The sequence below is a fragment of the Rhodospirillales bacterium genome, assembly GCA_023898805.1.
Classification (GTDB): domain Bacteria; phylum Pseudomonadota; class Alphaproteobacteria; order Micavibrionales; family UBA1664; genus UBA6145.
The window spans coordinates 1,264,584-1,280,452 of the sequence record CP060260.1 but is presented as its reverse complement, the minus strand read 5'-3'; the positions used below and the strand labels follow the sequence as shown (position 1 = coordinate 1,280,452).

Annotated in this window: 16 protein-coding genes, 1 tRNA gene and 1 other RNA gene; 7 read left to right on the top strand and 11 right to left on the bottom strand. The window is 61.3% G+C overall.

What is annotated here, in order from left to right; all coding sequences use genetic code 11:
* Window positions 1-74: 74 nt before the first annotated feature.
* The 7 genes from H6866_06300 to H6866_06270 form a co-directional block, all read right to left on the bottom strand.
* Entirely contained in the window at window positions 75-1,715 is a 1,641-nt protein-coding gene (locus tag H6866_06300; protein USO07046.1) for a heparinase II/III family protein, read from the bottom strand.
* Window positions 1,716-1,725: 10 nt separating this feature from the next.
* On the bottom strand, window positions 1,726-2,388 hold the full coding sequence (locus H6866_06295; GenBank protein ID USO07045.1) for a ribulose-phosphate 3-epimerase: 663 nt from the start codon (window positions 2,386-2,388) through the stop codon (window positions 1,726-1,728).
* Between the two features lie 106 nt (window positions 2,389-2,494).
* A complete protein-coding gene (locus H6866_06290; protein ID USO07044.1) occupies window positions 2,495-3,853 on the bottom strand; it encodes a methyltransferase domain-containing protein in 1,359 nt (452 codons plus the stop codon).
* The gene (gene htpX / locus H6866_06285; GenBank protein USO07043.1) at window positions 3,828-4,709 is read right to left on the bottom strand and encodes a zinc metalloprotease HtpX; all 882 of its coding nucleotides are present in this window, start codon (window positions 4,707-4,709) and stop codon (window positions 3,828-3,830) included. The genes H6866_06290 and htpX overlap by 26 nt, the downstream gene beginning before the upstream one ends.
* On the bottom strand, window positions 4,709-5,026 hold the full coding sequence (locus H6866_06280) for a chorismate mutase (GenBank protein USO08614.1): 318 nt from the start codon (window positions 5,024-5,026) through the stop codon (window positions 4,709-4,711). Before H6866_06280 ends, htpX begins: the two co-directional genes overlap by 1 nt.
* An 80-nt stretch (window positions 5,027-5,106) precedes the next feature.
* Complete coding sequence (locus H6866_06275; protein ID USO08613.1) at window positions 5,107-5,913, bottom strand: exodeoxyribonuclease III; 807 nt, start codon at window positions 5,911-5,913, stop codon at window positions 5,107-5,109.
* Between the two features lie 14 nt (window positions 5,914-5,927).
* The gene (locus H6866_06270) at window positions 5,928-7,685 is read right to left on the bottom strand and encodes a DNA polymerase III subunit gamma/tau (protein USO07042.1); all 1,758 of its coding nucleotides are present in this window, start codon (window positions 7,683-7,685) and stop codon (window positions 5,928-5,930) included.
* Between the two features lie 174 nt (window positions 7,686-7,859).
* On the opposite strand from H6866_06270, the gene H6866_06265 reads away from it, so the two are divergent.
* On the top strand, window positions 7,860-9,194 hold the full coding sequence (locus tag H6866_06265; GenBank protein USO07041.1) for a hypothetical protein: 1,335 nt from the start codon (window positions 7,860-7,862) through the stop codon (window positions 9,192-9,194).
* The gene (locus tag H6866_06260) at window positions 9,191-10,423 is read left to right on the top strand and encodes a hypothetical protein (protein ID USO07040.1); all 1,233 of its coding nucleotides are present in this window, start codon (window positions 9,191-9,193) and stop codon (window positions 10,421-10,423) included. Before H6866_06265 ends, H6866_06260 begins: the two co-directional genes overlap by 4 nt.
* A gap of 5 nt (window positions 10,424-10,428) precedes the next feature.
* On the opposite strand, the gene ffs is transcribed toward H6866_06260, so the two are convergent.
* An RNA gene (gene ffs / locus H6866_06255) (signal recognition particle sRNA small type) lies at window positions 10,429-10,526 on the bottom strand.
* Window positions 10,527-10,536: 10 nt separating this feature from the next.
* The gene (locus H6866_06250; GenBank protein USO07039.1) at window positions 10,537-10,764 is read right to left on the bottom strand and encodes a hypothetical protein; all 228 of its coding nucleotides are present in this window, start codon (window positions 10,762-10,764) and stop codon (window positions 10,537-10,539) included.
* Window positions 10,765-10,900: 136 nt separating this feature from the next.
* Here H6866_06250 and H6866_06245 point away from each other — a divergent pair.
* From H6866_06245 to queA, 3 genes are all read left to right on the top strand, one after another.
* A tRNA-Thr gene (locus H6866_06245) sits at window positions 10,901-10,975 on the top strand.
* A 109-nt stretch (window positions 10,976-11,084) separates the two neighbouring features.
* Entirely contained in the window at window positions 11,085-12,173 is a 1,089-nt protein-coding gene (locus H6866_06240) for an AI-2E family transporter (GenBank protein ID USO07038.1), read from the top strand.
* A 3-nt stretch (window positions 12,174-12,176) separates the two neighbouring features.
* Entirely contained in the window at window positions 12,177-13,199 is a 1,023-nt protein-coding gene (queA, locus tag H6866_06235; protein ID USO07037.1) for a tRNA preQ1(34) S-adenosylmethionine ribosyltransferase-isomerase QueA, read from the top strand.
* Here queA and H6866_06230 read toward each other — a convergent pair.
* Complete coding sequence (locus H6866_06230) at window positions 13,196-13,948, bottom strand: hypothetical protein (protein USO07036.1); 753 nt, start codon at window positions 13,946-13,948, stop codon at window positions 13,196-13,198. The two genes, queA and H6866_06230, sit on opposite strands and share 4 nt — an antisense overlap.
* Before the next feature lie 55 nt (window positions 13,949-14,003).
* Window positions 14,004-14,348 carry a hypothetical protein gene (locus tag H6866_06225; GenBank protein ID USO07035.1) on the bottom strand — a complete coding sequence of 115 codons (345 nt, stop codon included), beginning with the start codon at window positions 14,346-14,348 and terminating at the stop codon, window positions 14,004-14,006.
* Between the two features lie 130 nt (window positions 14,349-14,478).
* On the opposite strand from H6866_06225, the gene H6866_06220 reads away from it, so the two are divergent.
* Entirely contained in the window at window positions 14,479-15,132 is a 654-nt protein-coding gene (locus H6866_06220; GenBank protein USO07034.1) for a helix-turn-helix domain-containing protein, read from the top strand.
* Window positions 15,125-15,829, top strand: coding sequence for a tRNA-dependent cyclodipeptide synthase (locus tag H6866_06215; GenBank protein USO07033.1), 705 nt, complete (start codon window positions 15,125-15,127; stop codon window positions 15,827-15,829). Before H6866_06220 ends, H6866_06215 begins: the two co-directional genes overlap by 8 nt.
* Window positions 15,830-15,869: the final 40 nt, after the last annotated feature.

Below are 15,869 nucleotides of genomic sequence, written 5' to 3'. Positions count from 1 at the left end.
ATTTTCGCGCGCCTTGCCGAAATTTCGATTCCGGCGGCGCTTTATGGTCGCTCACGCGCCGCAGAGAGTCGGCATTACGCTTCCTCGCGCAGGGCCCAGTTGATTCGCGTATCCGCCCCTTCGGTCGCGCCCGCGACCACCAGTTGCTGGGTCTTGCGCGGAGTCGCGCCGGAGCCGCAATAAACGCTGGCATCAAGCGTCAAAGCCGCGTTTCCGGCAAAGGTGAATCGCCATCCGGCCCCGGACGGCAGACGCAAAAGCGCGGCACGGCCATCCTGAATCAGCGAGGCCTGGACCCGCGGATGCAGGTGAAAGCGAATCGCGTATTGCACGGGCCGCGCAGGTGCGACGTCGGCGGTCAGCCAATCCTCGCCCGTCAATTCGCCGCCATCGGGCGCAAGCGTCATGCGCCGCGTATGAATCAGGCCATTGAGGGGGGCATAGCCGTCATGCGCCATGGTCAGCATCACCCCCCCGCCCGCAAGGTCGCGGCGGACATCGATGCGCGCGGGCGCACGCCCGATATGACCGTCGCGGCCGATTTCAAAGGCGTTGCGGTCATCGAGGGTGAGTCCGGAATGCGCCGCGGTGGCGCGCAGATGATCGGCCCAGACGGGATCGACCGGGTGGGTGCCGCAATGCACGATCATCCGGTCGCGCCCGACGCACATTTCAAAGGCCAGCGGGCTGGCATGATGGTGGCGGTCATGCGGGTGGGACGGGGGCAGGCCGCAATCGACCAACACGGCGGTGCGTTCGCGGACCAATGATTCGAATCCGCTGCTTTCCAACTGGCTGGGCGCCTTGCGGATACGTACCGCGCTGACGCGCTGGACGGTATCAAGATGCGCGGCGTCGTCTTCCTGCCCGCCGTGCAGACAGCTGAATCTACCGTCGGGCAGGCGGAAAAACCGGATGGCGTGGATGATCCTGTCGATCGCCGCCTGAAGCACGGTAGGGGCGGGCACGCCGGCGCGGACCAGCGCGGCGCGAATTTCGATCAGAAGTTTTGCGGCCTCCAGCGCCGTGGCGGGCGCGCGCGTGACATGCATCCCCTCGCCGTCCAGTTCGTGCATGATCCAGTGGTCGCACCAGCCCAGCGCGTGTTCCAGCCGGTCTTGTCCGCCATCCAACGCGAGGCCCGTGAAAATCTGGGCGCGGATCACCAAAAGCGCGTCCAGCCCGGCGATGCGTGCGGGGTCGACGCGGTCAAGATGCCGGACCTGCCGGATCAGAGAATCGTAGAAAGCGTGTAGAAAATGGTCGTCGCCACTGGCGCAGAAAAAATCATACCCCATCAGCCAGTTGGCCAGTCGCGCGGCGGTCACCGGGAAATCCCAGACGCCTTCCTGCCAGCGGGACTGAAGCCCAAGCCATTCCTGCATCATCTGGCGGCCCAGACGGCGGGCGTTGTCGCCGCCCAGCGCGCGCAGATCACGCAGCCATTCAAACCCGTGCACCGCCGCGCCGTGCACCGGATCATAGGTAGAAAAAGCATGTGAATCCAAGGGGATCTGGCGACCAAAACGCTCCAGCACCCGGTTCGCGACCCAGCGGCCACGGCCCGCGTCGCCCGCCCAAGGATCGGGCGGCAGGACGATCAACCGGTCGGGAATGCCGCCGCCCGCGAGACTCCAGCTATAAAGCGGGCGGGTCAGGGCGCGCAACGCGCCATGCGCGCGGGAAGGATCGAACAGGTTGGCGAGCAACGTCATGACATCACCCCTAACTGCGCAAGGCCCTGATGGCCTTGGCATACCCGTCGGGTCCACCCTTGAACACGGCGGTGCCCGCCACCAGCACGTCGGCGCCGGCGGAAACGACCTTTTTCGCGGTTTCGGGGGTGATGCCGCCGTCGACCTCCAGATCCACGGCGCGGCCCGTGGCGTCGATGCGGGCACGGATATCGGCGATCTTGTCCTCAAGCGGGATATAGGTCTGGCCGCCGAAGCCGGGGTTGACCGTCATTACCAGCACCAGATCGACCAGATCGATGACGTGATCAAGGATGCGCGCGGGCGTCGCGGGGTTGAGCGCGACCCCGGCTTTTTTACCCAATGCGCGAATGGTCTGGAGCGAACGGTGAAGATGCGGCCCCGATTCGGGGTGGATGGTGATAATATCGGCGCCCGCGGCGGCGAAGGCCTCAAGGAACGGATCGGCGGGCGCGATCATCAAATGGACGTCCATCACCTTCGCGGTATGGGGGCGCAGGGATTTGACCACAGCGGGACCGATGGTCAGGTTGGGAACGAAATGCCCATCCATCACGTCAATATGGATATAGTCGGCGCCTGCAGCATCGATGGCGCGGACCTCCTCCCCCAGTTTTGCGAAATCGGCGGAAAGAATCGACGGCGCGATCCTGATGGACGAGGGTGAAGGCATAGTTTTTTGAAATAAAAGAGATTTTTGGCGTAAGCTCAACCATCGGCACAGCCTATTGCCAGTATAGGGATTCGACTTGCGCTTCGCAATGCAAGCGCACTGATTTTTATGATTTTTTCATCGGCGCGATGTAAAAGCCGTCCATACCGCCCCCACCGGCCAGATAGGCCGGGTTGGTGCGGAATCCTAAACCATCGCGTGCAGACACAAGAAACGGACGCACAGAGTCCGGTATTTCGTGTATCAGCTTGAAATCCTTGTGATGATTCAGGAATGCGGCGACCTGATCCTCACCCTCGTCGCATTCCATGGAGCAGGTGACATAGAGCATGATACCGCCGGGCGCGAGCCAATCCGGCGCGCGCCACAGTAGTTCACGCTGGATCAGGGTCATGCGCGCAACCTGATTTTCATCATGAATCCAAGGGAGTTCAGGGTGACGCCTTAAAGTTCCGGTTGCGGCGCACGGCGCGTCGAGCAGCACGGCATCAAAACCGCGCATCGGCGCATGGGCCGTATCCTTCATCTGCCAGTTGCGCGCATCCGCGACCACGGTTTCGACGCGTGCTGCCAGTTGGGTGCGTGCCAGATTGTCTGCAAGGCGCGCGATGCGTGACGCGGAAACGTCTAGCGCAACGACCCGCGCACCCGCCGCAGCGAGCTGCATGGTTTTGCCGCCCGGCGCGGCACAGACATCCAGAACGACTTTGCCCGCTACATCGCCTAACATTCTGACAGGCAAGGAAGAAGCAATATCCTGAACCCACCATGCGCCCGTCTGGAATCCGGGCCATGCAGTGATCTGACCCGGCCCGTGCCGCACCCGAACCGCACCGTCAAGCAGCACCTCGCCACCCAGTTCCTGCGCCCATTGAAGTGATTTCTGAGCGTCGTGGATGGTCAGGTCCACGGGGGCCTCCTGCCGCATCGCGGTCGCGACCTTGTCCGCGACCTGTTTGCCGTAATTCTTAACCCAGCGTCCCGCCAACCATTGCGGCAATTGATCAAGTGCCGCGACTGCGGGGATGCGCCGCGCATCATGCTCACGCTGAACCGATCTAAGCACTGCATTTACAAGGGATTTTCTGGACGACAGGTTCATTGCGCCTGTTGCTGACACTGTGGCATGAAGCGCGGCATGGGGCGCAACATTAAGGTCAATCAACTGTGCCGCCCCCACCCGTAGCAGCTGGTGAAGGCGTGGCGGGGTCGGGCCGGATTCGCGCTTCATCACTCGGCGCAAGATCGCGTCAATGGCCGGCAAATTCCTGAAAACACTGGCACAAATTGCGTGGGTCAAGCGCCGATCATCGTCGTTCAGGCGGTTTTTGGCGACGATCCGGGTCAGAGCCTCATCCAATGGCAGGCGCCGCGTAAACATCAGATCAAGCAGTTGCGCCGCCGCAAGACGCGGGGCAACCCCCTGGACAGGCTTGGGTTTATCCGCCATGTGCGACGCGCGCATCCTGCACCGCATCCATCGCCGCCGCCATGGCACGCAGGCGGCGGACCCGTTCCTCGGTCGAAGGGTGGGTGCGGAACAGGGAATCGATGCGGTTAAGGTGCAATGGATTGATAATGAACATATGCGCCGTGGCCGGGTTGGTTTCAGCCCGAATATTGGCGGTTATCCGGCTTGCGCCCGCGATTTTTTCCAGCGCATCAGCGAGCCAGCCAGGTCGCCCGCAAATTTCCGCGCCCAGCCGGTCGGCCTCAAACTCGCGCGAGCGGCTGATCGCCATCTGGACCAGTGCCGCCGCCATTGGCGCGAAAATCATCACCAGCAGGCCCGCCAGCGGGTGGCGGCGGCCCTGCGCATCCACGGGGGTAAGGAAAACCGCGAAATTGGCCAGCCAGCCGATCGCGCCCGCCAAAGTCGCGGTCACCGTCATGGTCAAGGTGTCGCGGTGCTTCACATGAGCCAGTTCATGCGCGACCACGCCTGCGATTTCCGCCATTTGCAGGCGGCGCAGCAGGCCCGTCGATACCGCGACCGCGGCCTGTGCCGGGCTGCGGCCCGTGGCGAAGGCGTTGGGCTGGTCGCTTTCAAACACATAAACACGCGGCGGCGGCAGGCCGGCATTGCCCGCCAGCTGGGTTACCAGCGCGGTCAGGCCGGGGGCGGATTCCTCGTCAGCGGGGCGGGCGCGGTAATAACGCAGGGCCATGGAATCGCTGTTCCACCACGCGAACAGATTCATCACCGCCGCGATGCCCAGCGCGATCATCGCCCCATGGCTACCGCCGACCATGCCGCCCACCGCCATGAACAGGGCGGTCATCGCGGCCATCAGCATCACGGTGCGCAAGGTTCCGGCCATTATTCGCCATCCCCCGGCTTGGATTCTTTCATCTTTTTGCCGATTTCCGTTTCCAGAATATGGGCATGATCGATAATCCGGGTATAAAGGTCACGCAGCAATTCACCGTCCAGCCCCTGTTTCGCGGCCAGCGCCGCCACCCGCGCCTTGACCTGCTCGGCCCGGGCGGACTGGACCACCGGCAGGCCGTGACGCGCCTTCCACTCACCCACGGCGCGCACAATGCCGAAACGTTCGCACAGCAGGGCAACGATGCGTTCGTCCAGCGCGTCGATCTGCGCGCGATACGTATCCAAAGAAGAGTCGGGTTTATTCATCCACAGACTTATACCCAAGCCTGCGCGTTCGGGCAAATCGGTCTTGAGGCCCATGCCCCCTATTTTTTCGGAAATATTCCTCAGGCCGCGTCGAGATCGAGGTCGAGCAGCACCGGCACATGGTCGCTGGTCTGTTGCCAGTCGCGCGCATCTTTCAAAATCGTATGATCGCGCAACACGTTTTTCAGCGCCGGGGTCACCCAGACATGATCGAGGCGGCGGCCCCGATTCGAAGCCTTCCAGTCGCGGTTGCGATAAGACCACCAAGTGTAAAGTTTTTGATCCGCGGGTACAAAACTGCGGATCGCGTCGACGAAGCCCAGCGAGGCCTGCATCGCGCCAAGTTTTTCGACCTCGACCGGGGTGTGCGATACGACGTCGAGCAATTGCCGGTGCGACCAGACATCGTGTTCAAGCGGCGCGATGTTGAAATCGCCCAGCGCGATCAACGCGTCTGTACGTGCGTACGATTGCTTGAAAAACGCCGCCGTTTCATCGACAAAAGCAAGTTTGTGCGCGAATTTTTCATTCATCTGAACATCAGGTATATCGCCGCCTGCTGGAACGTACAGGTTATGAATGTGCAGCGGTTTGCGTGCGTTTTTGATCGCGATTTCCACCGCCGCGTGGCGGCAATCGGATTTGCCGACGCGATCCCAGTTCCGGGTCGCGGTGAATGGCGTGCGCGAGAGAATGGCGACGCCGTTATATCCCTTCATGCCGTGAACATGCATATGCGCAAAGCCGCAGGCGCGAAACGCGTCGGCGGGAAAAAGTTCGTCCGGCGTCTTGGTTTCCTGAAGGCAGACAATATCCGGCGCCAGCGCCTCGATCGCGCGGCGCACCAGATCATGGCGCAGGCGCACGGAATTGATGTTCCATGTCATCACGCGCACGGCGTTCAATCCTTGATAATGCGGTGTAGCTCGGCGCCCGGAAAGACCGAGAGAACGGCGCGCACATGCGGAGATTCGAGAACGGCGGCGCGTTCGGATTCGCGCGCGGCGTTTTTCTTCTCAAGCAAGGTGGCATCGCCCTCGGCGGTGGAAAGTGCGATCATCCAGCGCCGCCCGGTCCATTCATTCAGCAGCGTGCCCAGACGCTGCGCCAGATTGGCGGGCGCACCCGGCGCGGGACGGAATTCAAAACGCCCGATTTCATAGCGCACGGGATGGGTGTGGTTGATCAACTGGCTGGCGAGCAGCATTTCGCCCCTGTCTTCGCACAACGCGACCAGCGCCTCGAAATTTTCAGGTTGCGGCAGGGGCGATTCCGCATCCTGCACCATGGCCGCAACGGGGTCATGCCGCGCCAGAGCCAGCGCGGCACCGCCGCCCGCAACCGCGCGCAGCATCGGCCCCGGACCCGCCGCGTCCGTCGTTTGAGGCACGCGCACGGCAGGCGTACGTTCATTCGCGCCCGCGCCTTGCGGCACGTACGATGCCGCACCGGCCTGCCCCGATTGCAGATCGCGGATCAAACGCGCGGGATCCGGCAGATCGGCGGCGTAGATCAGGCGCATCACCGCCATATGCGCGGCGGCGCGGGTGTCGGGGGCGTATTGCGCCTCCTGCAAACCCTTGAGCAGAATCGACCAGGCACGCTGCAGCGCGGGCATCGGCAGGTCGCGCGCCAGCGTACGGCAGGTTTCGATCTCGGCCAACGGCAGGCCGGTGTTCCTGAACGCGTCCTCGCGCCCTTCCAGCGCCTTGAGCAAAGTAAGGTCGTGCGCGATTTCAAGTAGGTCCTGCAGCACCACCAGCAGGTCCGCGCCGGCCTGATGCTGGCGTTCCATCACCGCCAGCGCCTGCGCCGGTTCGCCGCGCATCGCGCTTGCGAACAGAGTCAGCGACAAAGCGCGGTCGGCCAGACCCAGCATGCGCGCCACATCGTCCGCCGCAACCGTCCCTTGTCCCAATGCGATGGCCTGATCGAGCAGGCTCAACCCATCGCGGACGGAGCCGTCGGCGGCGCGCGCGATGATATCAATCGCGGCAGGTTCGGCGTTCACGCCTTCGCGTCCGCAGATCGTGGTGAAATAGGGCGCAAGCACATCCGGTTCGACGCGGCGCAGGTCGAAACGCTGGCAGCGCGAAAGCACCGTCACCGGCACCTTGCGGATCTCGGTCGTCGCGAAGATGAATTTGACGTGGGGGGGCGGCTCCTCCAGCGTCTTGAGCAGGGCGTTGAACGCCTGCTTTGAAAGCATGTGGACTTCGTCGATGATGTAGATTTTATAGCGCGCGGAAACCGGAGCATAGCGCACACCATCTAGGATTTCACGGACATCGTCGACCCCGGTGCGCGAGGCCGCGTCCATTTCCATGACGTCGGGGTGCCGGTCCTCGGCGATCGCGCGGCAAATCGCGCAATCGTCGGTCTGACCCGCGGTCGGGCCCGCCGTGCCGTCTGGGCCGGTGTAATTCAGCGCCTTGGCGATGATGCGCGCGGTCGTCGTCTTACCCACGCCGCGCACGCCCGTGAGCATGAACGCATGCGCGATACGGCCCGAGGTAATGGCGTTGGTCAGGGTGCGGACCAGCGCATCCTGGCCGACCAGTTCCGAGAAATTACGCGGACGGTATTTGCGCGCCAGCACGCGGTAGGGCTGGCCGGCAGGCTGTTCCGCCGACGATGCGGCCGATTCGGGATTTGTCATACGATTTTTGTAACGGCTTTGGCCCGGTGCCGCAACCCGGTGCCGCAACAGGGCGCCGCAACAGGGCGCGGATTGTTATACCGGGAATAAGGCGCTGGACCGCTTCAGGGATGATTTGACCTTATGGATACGAGTGTTTATGACATATCCTCTTAAGCCATTACGAAAAACATCATGCCCGCCACCGTCCCCGTATCTTCCGATGTCCGCGCCCTGCCCCAACCGCTTGCCGATTGGCAACCCGGGCAGATGGCGGAGAATACCGAAACCGGCCAATGGTTCATTTTCGCGGGGGCCGAATACAAAAGTGTCGCCGGTCATGACATGCTGGCGGTGTGGCAGCGTTTTCTTGGCAATGCACAATCCGGCGGCACCAAGCTGGTGCGCTTTAAGAAAGTTTCCGCGCTTAAACCGCTGGATAAGGCACGGGCCGTGCGCGTGCTTGATGAAGCCCACGCACATTTAAAAGATCCTGCGAAAACAGAAATCGGCAAATGGCAAAAAAGCAAATTTGACCAAATGGTCGCGGGCCTTAGCCAAAGGCTGGAACAGGGTACGATCAAGGATATCGTCCATGTACTGGCGCGGACTTCCGCTTTTTTGCGCAAGGCGCAGGAAAACGCAGAAAAGCAGGGTCATTCATTAACCCTGTACACGCATTTCGAGAAGGCGCTTTGGATGTACGCGCATTGGTGCGCGGCGGCAAAAGACGTGCTGGCGAAAGTCGCATACCGGGAGATGGAGCAAATCCTTCTGGTCGATCTGCTTGCCACCAAAACGGCCCCGCAAGAAAATGCCGCGTCCGGCGATTCTACTGATGACGACCTTGGCGGCGGTTTTAAAGATCAAGATTCTGACATATCCGGCGATCTGGCGGCTGCGGCCGAGAATGAGGCCGAAGAACCGGACATCGACGACAGCGGGGAGTCCGAAACCGACGATAGCGCGCCGGAGCCGGATTTGATTGAAAAAGAGCCTGACGAAACGCCCGCGCCCGGCGACGCGGACGATACCCGGCCCGATTCAGAAGCGACGGACGCGAAAGAGCCCTTATCTTCCGGGACGGATGAGCGGCCGGACGAAAGCCCTGATGAAAGCCCTGCTGAAACCTGCGAGGAAGAGCCCGATACAGATCCGGGCGAAGAACCCGCCGCACCTGACGCCGACGCGACCGATTCCGGTTTGGTGGACGCGTTGCCGCGCGTGGATAAAAAGCTGCGCGCGCGTGAATTAAAAATGGCATCACCCATGCCCGGCCTTCAGGCGATATTCGAGACCGCCGCGGATCGGCTTGATGCACCCACGTTCGAGGTCGTCAGCGGTCTGTTTTTGCGGCGCGGCCCAATGCGCCTGAAGCCCGAGGCGCTAGCACATAACATGCAGTGCGATCTGGCGGACATTTTCACCCTTGCCCGCGACGGGCAGGCCCAATTGCTGGACGCATGCCCCGATAAAACCGATCTGATCCGCGGGTGGAAAATTCCCGCTCCGAAGGGGGTTAAACCATGAGCGCAAGAGAATATCCCGACGTCGATTTGAAGTGGATTTACATTTCCGGCAAGCCGGGCGGGTTTGGCGCGACACCGCGTTACGCGGTGGAAGGCATAAAAATGCGGGTGGATCGTGCGACCCTGAATGCCGCCGCCTATCTGGCCGGTCATTCCAGTCCGGTCCCGCGCGCCGACCTGGTCCAGCATCTGGGCGGCGAACATTATCTGGGCATCGCGCTGGGCCAATTGCGGACGGCGCTGGGCCTGTTGCACGGTCAGGAAGCCGCAAAGCATATATTGGCGGCGGATCCAAAATCGGATTCCATCGCGCTTCATCCGTGGGGCGAGTCGCTGTTTGAAACCATGCGCAATGCCGCACGCGCAGGCGGCAACGGCACGACGCATCCGCGCGGTGCAGCCGTCATCAATCCCGACCGGCCCCTTGTCGCGTCACAACCCGTGCGTACCACGCATGTATCAGGCAGAGCCGCCAGAACGGAGCCCGTGGCCCGCATCGGCATGCGCACGAGTATGCGCGCACTGCCGGTTGACAGGCCCAGTTTGAACCCACGCCCCGCCAGCCCGCCGGAACAGGCAGCGCCCAAATCCGCGCCCGCACAAACGGGAGATGGACCCAAATCGGTCAGCGCGCTTCTGGCGTCGATCGCCAAGCAAACACCGGTTTCCAAGCCGGTGCCCACATTGGCGCCAGAACCGAAACAGGAAGCAAGGCCAGAGCCACTGCCGGAAGTCATTGTCAAACCGGCGCCCGCGCCCACAAAACGGCCAGCGCGACAACCTGCACGCCCGAAAACCGCAGAGGCGGAACCCACGCACCCCACAGACAACACGATTACGATCACAGGAAAGAGCGGGCGTACCGTGATCGATATGCAGGGTTATACGTTCAGCGTCGACGCATCCGCCAAGACGCCCGTCTGCGAACTCGCCGGCCCCAAGGGAAACCAAACGATCACCGCCAGACAAGCCAAGGTTTTATGCGTTGTGTTCAACGCGAGGGGCCAAGGCGTGACCGGTAGAACGCTGGGAGGCATGTTCTTCAAAAGCAGCAAGCAGCCCAGCAGCACCGCGTTCGCCACCATCCACGCCTTGCGGGAGGCTTTTTCCAAAGCGCTGGGCAATCGTGCCAAGGCCGAGGCCGTGATCAAAACCCTGCCTGGCGGCGGCGGATTTTCTTACGCCGCGCCGCGGCCCAACGGTATCGATCAAATCGTGCTGGATTTTTAATTCGGTGTAGGAAACCGGAGAGCGACCCGAAGCAAAATCGTTACGGCTGCTTCCTTTCGGACCTGACCGGATTGGCGACGCATTCGCCCGCCCCCGGTTTCCCGGAAGAAGGGTTAGGGCATCCGGCGCGAAAACGCAACGTCGTTGTGTAAAACGCGCCGCAAAAATACGCCCAAGCGCCCTAAAATGTGGGCTTTTTTACGATTCGGCGCGACGCCTTCGTCCTGCGCGGACAGGCCCATGTGACAATCCACCGGCAGGACCGCAAAGGCGGGACGCGGCTTTTCAGGCTGGCGCGCGGCGCTGGCCGCCCTTGAAAAATCCGGATGCATCCCGGTCATACCAACCCCTCCATGGCGCAACCTTGTTTTTGCGTTGTTGCATCGGAGCGCAAAAAACCTTAAGAGAATACGCGTTGTAAAGTCACGCTGCAGCGCCAGAAGACTTTGCCACAAACTGTTTTGCAGGTTTTTCAGGGCCGTTGTAGCTCAGGGGTAGAGCATCGCATTCGTAATGCGAGGGTCGTAGGTTCAAATCCTATCAACGGCACCATTTTTTCTTTTACACATCTGGTTTGCTGGCGTGCTTTTTGGCGGCTTTCGCCGGTGGGTGATCTGTGCTTTCCTATCGGCTTGATCGCATTTTAAGAACAGGAAAGCCCGTGGCCGTACGTTTCGACCTTGAAAGCATCAACCGCGAAACGGTGTACCGCACGCTTGTCATCGTCGCGGGCGTCGTGCTGATCCTGTGGGGGTGCCTGGTCGTGCTGCGGCCCTTCATTCCGGCGTTCCTGCTTGCGATCATCTTTACCCTTTCCACCTGGCCCGCCTTTATCTGGCTCAAGGCACGGCTGAACGGGCGGCGCACGCTGGCCGCGTTCATCATGACGCTGGCACTGGCGCTGTGTTTCCTTGTCCCCATCGTGTTTCTGGGGTCGAGCGTGGCCGAGAATTTCGGGCGGCTTTATACGCTGGTGCTTGCGCCCGTCCTCAATTCCCCCGGCGACATGCCGCAATGGGCGCGCGACCTGCCAATGATCGGGCCACATCTGGAAACCGTGTGGACGCAGTATATCGCCCAGCCGTTGCAGGACGGCGCGACGCTCAAGGACCATGTCGCGCCAAAACTGATCGCCGTAGGCCGCGCGATCGGGCAGGGCGTGCTGGATCTTTCGCTTGGCGTGCTGATCGCATTTTTCTTTTTCCGGCACGGCGTCACGGTGGCGCAGCGCGTCAACACGCTGCTGGCCAAGTTCGCAGGCGCGCGGGCGCAGCACATGTTGACCATCTGTAAAAAAACCGTGATCGGGGTGGTTTACGGGATTCTCGGCACCGCGGTGGCGCAAGGCGCGCTGGCCGGGATCGGCCTGTGGCTTGCGGACGTGCCAGGCGCAGCGTTTCTGGGGCTGATCACCATCGTCCTGTCCTTCGTACCAATGGGTCCGCCGCTGATCTGGGTGCCCGCAACGTTCTGGTTGTACACGCACGGGCAAACCGGCGTCGCCATCTTCATGGCGGTGTGGGGCGTTCTTGTCATTTCCGGGGTGGACAACGTCGTGCGACCCTATTTCATCTCGCTGGGGTCCAATCTGCCTTTGCCGCTGGTGCTGCTGGGCGTGTTCGGCGGGTTGATCGCGTTCGGGTTCATCGGCCTGTTCATTGGGCCGACCTTGCTTGCGCTGGCGTGGACGCTGATCGTCGAATGGTCGCATTCTGACCGGCGCGTGGCCGAAGACGCCGAGGCGGCATAAACGATGCGCGTCGATCTGTTCGATTTCGACCTGCCCGAAGGCTGCATCGCGAAAACACCCGCAAGCCCGCGCGATTCCGCACGGCTTTTGCGCGTGACGCCGGATGCGCTTGCGGATATGGGTGTGCGCGACATTCCCGCGCTGCTTAAACCCGGCGATGTCATGGTGTTCAACGATACGCGGGTCATCCCCGCGCGGCTGCACGGGCGGCGCGGTGAAATCGCGGTCGAATGCCTGCTGCATCAGGCAGTGGATGCGCAAAGCTGGCTGTGTTTCGCGCGGCCCGCGAAACGCCTGAAACCCGGACAAACCATCGTTTTTGCGCCGGATTTCGCCGCGCGCGTGGGCGAACGCACCCCGGACGGGCAGGTGCTTTTGACCTTCGATTGCCCCGACCTATTCGCGATGCTGGAGCGTTACGGCGAAATGCCGTTGCCGCCCTATATGCACCGGCGGGCGGGCGCATCGGACCGCACGGATTATCAGACCGCCTATGCGCGGCATCCGGGGTCGGTCGCGGCACCGACGGCGGGGCTGCATTTCACGCCGAAGCTTCTGGCCGCGATCGACGCCGCTGGCGCACGGCGCGTGCATGTGACGCTGCATGTCGGAGCGGGCACGTTCCTGCCGGTCAAGGCCGATGACACGGACGACCATGTGATGCACGCGGAATGGGCACATGTCAGCGAGGAGGCCGCCGCCGCGATCAACGCCGCGCGGCAGGCGGGCGGGCGCGTGGTCGCGGTGGGTACGACCAGTTTACGGACATTGGAATCCATGGCGGATGAAAACGGGGTTCTTCAGGCCGGACGACGCGAAACCCGGCTGTTCATCACGCCGGGTTATCGTTTCAGATGCGTCGACGTGCTGATGACCAATTTCCACCTGCCGCGTTCGACCTTGTTGATGCTGGTATCGGCCTTCGCTGGGCGGGAGCGGATGCTTGCCGCCTATCGCCACGCAATCGCGGACGGATACCGGTTTTATTCATACGGCGATGCGTGCTGGCTGGAACCTGCCGCCTAGGGCGCCGAAGGCACAAGCGTGGCGGGTCCGCATGCCGGTGCAGATGCGGTCTGATCTTCGCACACACCAACTTCGTTCCTGCGGTCGCGCGCCTTCAGAAAAGCCGTGTGCAGGTCGAATCGCCGCAAATCGTGCTGCATACCCGCCTGACGAAAGGCGCGTTCGTAATCGTCTTTTCCGCGTAGCAGGAGCGTCAGCATTTGCCTGACGATATCCTGCAACGGAAATTCCGGAAACACGGGCGCAAGGCCATAGCACACCTCCTGACGCAGGACGCTGCCCTTCAGGGGGCCGCGCGGTCCGCGTCCGCCTTCGCCGTATTCGGATTTCATGCCGCGCAGCAATGCCCGCCCGATCATTTCCATGGTGTCGGCATCGTCGATACAACCCAAAAGTCGCACGGATTCACCCAGAAACATTGCGTGCGCGGGGAGCAGATCGACGCGCTCGGTACGGAGCTGGATATCCGAGGTCATGCCGTGGATGCCCATCGTGTAAAAATCCTCGTACGGCACGACCGGACCTTGCTGATTTTCAAACTGGTCGGCGCTGGTCGACAGGCGCGCCAGAAAAAGACCGGTTGCGCAGTCCGTGTTTTTTACACCCTCGACGCCAAGGACCAAACTTGTCCTAGAATAAAGGATCAGCGTGCCATCCCTGGCACTGATGCTTGGTATATTGGCGCGGATGATGGTGCCGGTGCGCAGGGCTTCAAGACCGGTCGGTGCGGTATCGGGGGAATAGGTCATGGATATTTTTTAGGGAAATGCCATGACGTCTGTCAAATATGGTGAAACAACGCGATCAGCGGCGCAGGTTGTGCTGATACGCCTCCCACGCGCTGTGATAGGCGGCGGTGGCGATGCGGTAATCATGCCAGGCCAGCGCGATGTCCATGCTGTGGCCGTGAATTTCGGCGGTGACGATCTGGCGCGCCGGCAGAGCCGCGTAACGCTGGCGCAATTGTTCGGCGCCACGGCGGCTGCGGATGGCGTCGCGCACCATACCGCGCAGGTCGAACATGCGTTCGGCCAGAAACTTTACGTCATACCATTGCGGCGTGTCCGCGTTGGCGACAATGGCGACCGCAGATAACGGGGCGTTCTGGTTGGCTACGGCGATGCTGCGGATCGTGCCGGCCGCTTTCATCCCGGTTTGAATTTTTGCGTACATACTTCCTCTAGTCCCGTCTGGGTTTCGAAAGGTTATACAGCGGATTGGTTAAAAAAGCATTAAAAATAATTGTTGCAATTACAAGAATGGTTATTATAACTACTCTATGGACTTTGCAGGGCAAATTCGGGCCGCACGCGCCTTTTTAAACCTGACGCAGGAGCAGCTTGCGGCGCAGGCGGACCTGTCCTTGCAGGGGATGCAGAAGGTCGAGCGCGGCGAAAGCCAGCCGACCGCGCGCACCCAGCGCAAGATCAGGGCCGCGCTGGAGCAGCGCGGGGTGACATTCACCGATGGCGGTATCCAGTATTCAGAATTCCCGATTTATTTTTTGCGTGGTGAGACGCACGAAGACGCTTATTTACAGCTTCTCAACGATGCGTACGCCCATCTTAAGGAGCAGAAGAACAAAGAATTGCTGATCATGTACGCGGATGACAGCGTATCGCCGCCATCGGTCAACAATTTCTATCGCATGATGCGCGCGGACGGCATCCGGATGCGCCAACTGGTGGAAGCCGGAAACACATACATTATCGGCCCGCTTGATGAATACCGGTATATCCCCAAACCCTATTTCATCAACCGCGTCACATTGATTTACGGCGACCGGATCGCGTGGGAATCCGGCGACGTGCTTAAAACCATCGTCCGCGTCGATCCTGTCGGGACCGAAATCCAACGCAATACTTTCAATCTTTTGTGGAGCGTGCTGGACAAGCCGGTCACGACCACAGCCAAGGAGCATTTCAATGACTGAGCCATCCTATACCGTAAAGGTCAAAAGCGGCGCCGGATGGCGCGCCTTCGATACCGCGCGCCTCCAGATCAGCGTCGGGCAGGCCTATCACGAAGGCGAAAAATTTGCGGCCACCATAGATTGGGTTCGGGACCGGTTCAAAAAGGTCATCATCTGCGTCAACGACACGCTGCAACGGCACAATTTGCGTTTCGAGCACGGTATGCCGGAATCCACCGCGCTGCGCCTGACACAAGACCACGGCATGGCATGGGTTGCCCGCAACATGCCGGTAATCGAGACCTTGAAGGATTTTGAAATCCATCATTGGGATTCATGGCGCGCATTGCCCGAATACGCCGGGCAATTCGCGGAAATCCAATCCCTTTACGAAAACAAGCCCGATGTGCGCGATGCCATAGAGGCAGAGGTTATCGAATTCTGGGCGCGCCGAACCAAGCGGCTGGGCGTGAACGAGGATTACCGCCTGCCGTCTTTCCGCAAACACGCAATCGATTACCTGATCGAAGAGACAGCGGCGTTCTTCCTGATGTTCAAGCGCAATACCGCAACCGATGTCTATCCCGGTTCGGTCCTTATTCCCTGTCTGCTTGGACAAACATATTGCCCGGAAATCAAACCCGGCCTGTTGGGCGCGCGGGCGTTTACGCGCATCGACTTTTCACGGCGCGAACATGACGCGCGCAAGGCGGTGTAGCTCTGGCACGCGATCTGACCCGTTTATTTCCATCCACGCC

Excerpts from the sequence above, each read along its gene's own strand:
- H6866_06300 (USO07046.1), bottom strand. The coding sequence starts at position 1,715 with ATGACGTTGCTCGCCAACCTGTTCGATCCTTCCCGCGCGCATGGCGCG.
- H6866_06295 (USO07045.1), bottom strand. The coding sequence starts at position 2,388 with ATGCCTTCACCCTCGTCCATCAGGATCGCGCCGTCGATTCTTTCCGCC.
- H6866_06290 (USO07044.1), bottom strand. The coding sequence starts at position 3,853 with ATGCGCGCGTCGCACATGGCGGATAAACCCAAGCCTGTCCAGGGGGTT.
- htpX (USO07043.1), bottom strand. The coding sequence starts at position 4,709 with ATGGCCGGAACCTTGCGCACCGTGATGCTGATGGCCGCGATGACCGCC.
- H6866_06280 (USO08614.1), bottom strand. The coding sequence starts at position 5,026 with ATGAATAAACCCGACTCTTCTTTGGATACGTATCGCGCGCAGATCGAC.
- H6866_06275 (USO08613.1), bottom strand. The coding sequence starts at position 5,913 with ATGACATGGAACATCAATTCCGTGCGCCTGCGCCATGATCTGGTGCGC.
- H6866_06270 (USO07042.1), bottom strand. The coding sequence starts at position 7,685 with ATGACAAATCCCGAATCGGCCGCATCGTCGGCGGAACAGCCTGCCGGC.
- H6866_06265 (USO07041.1), top strand. The coding sequence starts at position 7,860 with ATGCCCGCCACCGTCCCCGTATCTTCCGATGTCCGCGCCCTGCCCCAA.
- H6866_06260 (USO07040.1), top strand. The coding sequence starts at position 9,191 with ATGAGCGCAAGAGAATATCCCGACGTCGATTTGAAGTGGATTTACATT.
- H6866_06250 (USO07039.1), bottom strand. The coding sequence starts at position 10,764 with ATGACCGGGATGCATCCGGATTTTTCAAGGGCGGCCAGCGCCGCGCGC.
- queA (USO07037.1), top strand. The coding sequence starts at position 12,177 with ATGCGCGTCGATCTGTTCGATTTCGACCTGCCCGAAGGCTGCATCGCG.
- H6866_06230 (USO07036.1), bottom strand. The coding sequence starts at position 13,948 with ATGACCTATTCCCCCGATACCGCACCGACCGGTCTTGAAGCCCTGCGC.
- H6866_06225 (USO07035.1), bottom strand. The coding sequence starts at position 14,348 with ATGAAAGCGGCCGGCACGATCCGCAGCATCGCCGTAGCCAACCAGAAC.
- H6866_06220 (USO07034.1), top strand. The coding sequence starts at position 14,479 with ATGGACTTTGCAGGGCAAATTCGGGCCGCACGCGCCTTTTTAAACCTG.
- H6866_06215 (USO07033.1), top strand. The coding sequence starts at position 15,125 with ATGACTGAGCCATCCTATACCGTAAAGGTCAAAAGCGGCGCCGGATGG.